Source organism: Rhodopseudomonas sp., from assembly GCF_048594845.1.
In the GTDB taxonomy this organism is placed as follows: domain Bacteria; phylum Pseudomonadota; class Alphaproteobacteria; order Rhizobiales; family Xanthobacteraceae; genus Rhodopseudomonas.
Map to the genome: position 1 here is coordinate 1 of NZ_JBMDXE010000311.1, position 4207 is coordinate 4207.

The following is a 4207-nucleotide window of genomic DNA, read 5'->3' on the forward strand; positions in this document are numbered from 1 at the left end:
GCCCGGAGAATATTATCTGGCGACCACGGGTCAGAAGAGCGGGCTCTGGAAGGACCTCGGCCGCCCGCCGCAGAAGGTGTTCGGCGTCGGCTTCATCTCGGAGGGGTTCGACTCGGCGCGGCCGTTCCGGCGGATGCCAGATAGCTGGCACCGCCGCGCCTCGTGGATCATGGACGGCATCGAAGGGGAGATCATCGGCGATTTCGGCCTCGCGCAGGGCGCCGCGGGCGGCATCGAGATCGACCGCTACGACCTGACGCTCGGCACGCCGCCGCACTCGCTGATCGTTGCGTCATCGGGCGGACACAGCGATAATTATCAGACCGTGGTGGAGGAGGTGCTTTATCCCTATCCGGGCCTGTCCGGATCGCATGATTATCGCGTCCGCGCCGACATGGTGTATTTCACCGCTCCGAACGATGGGGCGGTGTTCTCAACTGGCTCCATCGCTTTCAGCCAATCGTTGCCGTATCGGAATTTCGACAACAACGTCTCGCGGTTGCTGGCAAACGTGGTGACGGCGTTCAGCAAGGCCGGCAAGCTCCCCGGCTGGGCATGGTCGGCCGAAGAAAAGCAGTGGCGGTGAAACAGGGCACACGATGATCCCAGAAGTGCGGCCGGCTCCATTGCGGGCGCCGCTTCTGGCATTGTTTTGCGCTCGGAGCGGCGCTTGACGCTCCGCGGTTCTGATTCTATCAAGCGACCCATGATCAACGCGACCACCATCGCCAACGCCCGCCGTCGCCGCATTCCCGCGGCTCGGGCCAACGCGCGCGTCTGACAGCGTTGCCCCTGCCGCCGGTCTCGGTCCGCGGCAGGTTGATCATCTTCCACCCAAGCGCGATCTGAACCCCGGCGGCTCCGCCTTAAACCAGGAGCCAGCCATGTACGTGCCGCCCGCCTTCAAGCCCGATCGATCTGCCTGCCTTGCCTTCGCGGCAGCGCGCGGCTTCGGTCTTGTGTGCGCCCATGATGGCCGCAAGCCGGTGGCGTCGCCGCTGCCGTTCGCGGTCGACTATGCCAGCGACGGCACGCCGCTGCTGTCGTTCCATGTCGCGCGCGGCAATCCGCTCGCTGCGCTGGCGGACAGCCGCACGCCGTGGCTGATGGCGGTGAGCGGGCCGGATGCCTATGTATCGGCGGACTGGTACGCCTCGCCGGACCAGGTGCCGACCTGGCTGTATCAGAGCGTGCATCTGACCGGCCCGGCTGCCGTGATGTCGGAGGCGGAACGCGACGCGCATCTTGACGAGGTCAGTGCGGTCTTCGAAAGCTCGCTGGCGCCGAAGCCGCCGTGGCGGGCGTCGAAGATGGCGGCCGGACGACTGAGCGCGATGAAGAAGGCGATCGTGGGCGTGATGATGCGGGTGGACGTGGTCGAGGGCAGCTTCAAGCTGAACCAGCACAAATCCGACGCCGATCACATGGCTGTCGCAAACGCCTTGGCGGCGCGGCCCGATCCCGCCTCGCAGGCGATCGCCGCGCAGATGATCGCGCTGCGGCCGCAACTCGATTACAACTCTCCGGCGCTGGCCGCCGAACCGGCTTTGTGAAGGAACCTGAGATGACCATGACGGACACCCCGACCACCAAAGCTGCCGCCGCCGGCAAGCCGGCCGTGTTTATCGACGGCGCCGCCGGCACCACCGGGCTCGGCATCCGCGAGCGGCTGGCGCGCCATGGCCAGGTCGTCGTCAAGGATATCGCCGAAGACAAGCGCAAGGACCCGGCCGCCAAGCGCGCGCTGATGGCCGAGGTCGACCTCGTCATCCTGTGCCTGCCGGATGACGCCGCGAAGGAGACTGTGGCTGTGATCGACGGCATGGGCGCGGATGCGCCGAAAGTGCTGGACGCCTCGACCGCGTTCCGGGTCGCGCCCGACTGGGTGTATGGCTTCGCCGAATTGGCGCCCGACCAGGCCGGCAAGATTCGGGCTGCGAAGAAAGTCTCCAACCCGGGCTGCTATCCGACCGGCTCGATCGCACTCTTGCGGCCGCTGGTCGATGCCGGGCTGATCCCGGCCGACTACCCGATCTCGATCAACGCCGTCAGTGGCTATTCGGGCGGCGGCAAGTCGATGATTTCGGCCTATGAGGCCGGCACGGCGCCGGCATTCGAACTCTACGGCCTCGGCCTTGCGCACAAGCATCTCGCCGAGACGCAGAAGTACTCGAACCTGACGCGGCGGCCGATCTTCATTCCGTCCGTGGGCAATTTCCGCCAGGGCATGCTGGTATCGGTGCCGCTGCATCTGGACACGCTGCCGGGCAAGCCGGCGGTTGCTGATCTGCACGGGGTGCTGACGAAGCGCTACGCCGGCAGCGCCTATGTGTCGGTCGGGCCGCTCGACAGCGCCGCGAATGCCGGTGGCCGGATCGAGCCGGAGGCACTGAACGAGACCAACAAGCTCGAACTCTATGTGTTCGGCAGCGACGCACAGCACCAGGCTGTGCTGGTGGCCCGGCTCGACAATCTCGGCAAAGGCGCCTCCGGCGCAGCGGTGCAGAACATGCGGCTGATGTTGGGCTTGCCCGATACGGCTGAAGCCGAATAAAGGCCTCGTATGACGAACGCCTTCGATTCCGACACGCTTGCATTCTACCAGGGCAACGCCGCCGACTATGCGGCCTGGAGCAAACATCGTCACGTCCGCCTGGATCAGTTTCTCGGCCGGCTGCCGCCGGGCGCGTCAATCCTCGAGCTCGGTTGCGGCGCCGGTGCGGATTCGGCGCATATGATCAAGCAGGGCTTCGACGTCCGGCCGACGGACGGCTCGCCGCAGATGGCGGCGCAGGCCGCTCAGCGGCTCGGTCGCGACGTCGAGACGCTGTTGTTTCATCAGCTCGATGCCGACGCGCTGTACGACGGCGTCTGGGCCAACGCCTGCCTGCTCCATGTGCCACGCAACGAACTCGGTGGCGTGCTCGCGCGGATCTGGCGCGCGCTCAAGCCGGGTGGCTGGTTCTATGCCAGCTACAAGGGTGGTGAGGCCGAGGGGCGCGACAAGCTTGCCCGCTATTACAACTACCCGACAGAGGACTGGCTTCGCGAACGCTATCGCGAGGCTGGCGCCTGGTCGTCCCTGGCGGTCGAGGCCAATGAGGATGTCGGCTACGACAACAAGCCCGCGGTCATCCTTCATGTCACAGCGCAGAAAGTGACCTGATACCGTTGTGCTGGATTGCACTAATCAGTCCGGATTTGTACTGATCAGTTGAGCTCACGCCTCCCGTCTAACTTGCTAATGAGCCACGGCTTGCGCCAAGCTGCGCCGGACGATGTCCTGCGCGGCGTCGGGCTGTGCCAGGTTGCTCGTTGGGGGACGTGCCATGGTAATCGTTTCGCAGCAGGTCGGGGAGGTGGGGACAGCGCCCCGAGTCACCAAGCGGTTTCAGGTCGCGCTGATCAAGCCGTCGCACTACGACGACGACGGCTACGTCATCCAGTGGGTTCGCGCGTTCATCCCATCGAATTCGCTGGCGGTGGTCTACAGCCTGGTCGAGGATTCCCGTCAGCGCAGACCGCTCGGCGACGAGATCGACATCGACATCACCGCGGCTGACGAGATCAACACCCGTACGCGGATTCCGCAGATCATCGAGCGCTTCCGTGCACATGATTTCTTCGGCCTCGTCTTTCTGGTCGGCGTGCAGTCCAATCAGTTTCCGCGAGCGCTGGATATTGCGCGGCCGCTGCGCGCGGCGGGCGTCCCGGTGGCGATCGGCGGCTTTCATGTCTCCGGCTGCGTCGCGATGCTGCCGGGAATCCAGAGCGATCTGCAGCAGGCGCTCGATCTCGGCGTGACGCTGTACGCCGGCGAGCTGGAAGGCCGCTGCGACGACCTGCTGCGCGATGCGGCGGCCGGTCGGCTCCAGCAAATGTACAATTATCTGCACGATCTGCCGTCGCTGGAAGGCGCGCCGACGCCGCTGCTGCCGCGCAAATATCTGAAGGGCACATTCAGCCTGCAGAGCTCATTCGACGCCGGGCGCGGCTGTCCGTATCAGTGCTCGTTCTGCACCATCATCAACGTGCAGGGCCGCAAATCGCGCGGTCGCAGCGCCGACGATATCGAGCGGCTGGTGCGCGCCAACATGGCGCAGGGCGTCAACTGGTTCTTCATGACCGACGACAATTTTGCCCGCAACAAGGACTGGGAGGTGATCCTCGACCGGCTCGCCGCGCTGCGCAAAGAGTTCGCCGCGAC

Annotated in this window: 5 protein-coding genes; all 5 read left to right on the forward strand. The window is 65.4% G+C overall.

Features of this window, described 5'->3' with window-relative positions; translation table 11 throughout:
* Positions 1 to 586, forward strand: a 586-nt coding sequence (locus ACOJTD_RS20630; protein WP_420134732.1) for a N,N-dimethylformamidase beta subunit family domain-containing protein, incomplete at its 5' end; no start/stop codon positions are given.
* A 298-nt stretch (positions 587 to 884) separates the two neighbouring features.
* Positions 885 to 1553 (forward strand): FMN-binding negative transcriptional regulator, encoded by a 669-nt coding sequence (locus ACOJTD_RS20635; RefSeq protein WP_420134733.1) that lies wholly within the window; start codon positions 885 to 887, stop codon positions 1551 to 1553.
* Positions 1554 to 1564: 11 nt separating this feature from the next.
* A complete protein-coding gene (gene argC / locus ACOJTD_RS20640) occupies positions 1565 to 2554 on the forward strand; it encodes an N-acetyl-gamma-glutamyl-phosphate reductase (RefSeq protein WP_420134734.1) in 990 nt (329 codons plus the stop codon).
* 9 nt (positions 2555 to 2563) lie between these two features.
* The gene (locus ACOJTD_RS20645) at positions 2564 to 3166 is read left to right on the forward strand and encodes a class I SAM-dependent methyltransferase (RefSeq protein ID WP_420134735.1); all 603 of its coding nucleotides are present in this window, start codon (positions 2564 to 2566) and stop codon (positions 3164 to 3166) included.
* A 163-nt stretch (positions 3167 to 3329) separates the two neighbouring features.
* Positions 3330 to 4207 (forward strand): B12-binding domain-containing radical SAM protein (locus tag ACOJTD_RS20650; RefSeq protein ID WP_420134736.1); only part of this gene is annotated, 878 nt, incomplete at its 3' end.

Excerpts from the sequence above, each read along its gene's own strand:
- ACOJTD_RS20645 (WP_420134735.1), top strand. The coding sequence starts at position 2,564 with ATGACGAACGCCTTCGATTCCGACACGCTTGCATTCTACCAGGGCAAC.
- argC (WP_420134734.1), top strand. The coding sequence starts at position 1,565 with ATGACCATGACGGACACCCCGACCACCAAAGCTGCCGCCGCCGGCAAG.
- ACOJTD_RS20635 (WP_420134733.1), top strand. The coding sequence starts at position 885 with ATGTACGTGCCGCCCGCCTTCAAGCCCGATCGATCTGCCTGCCTTGCC.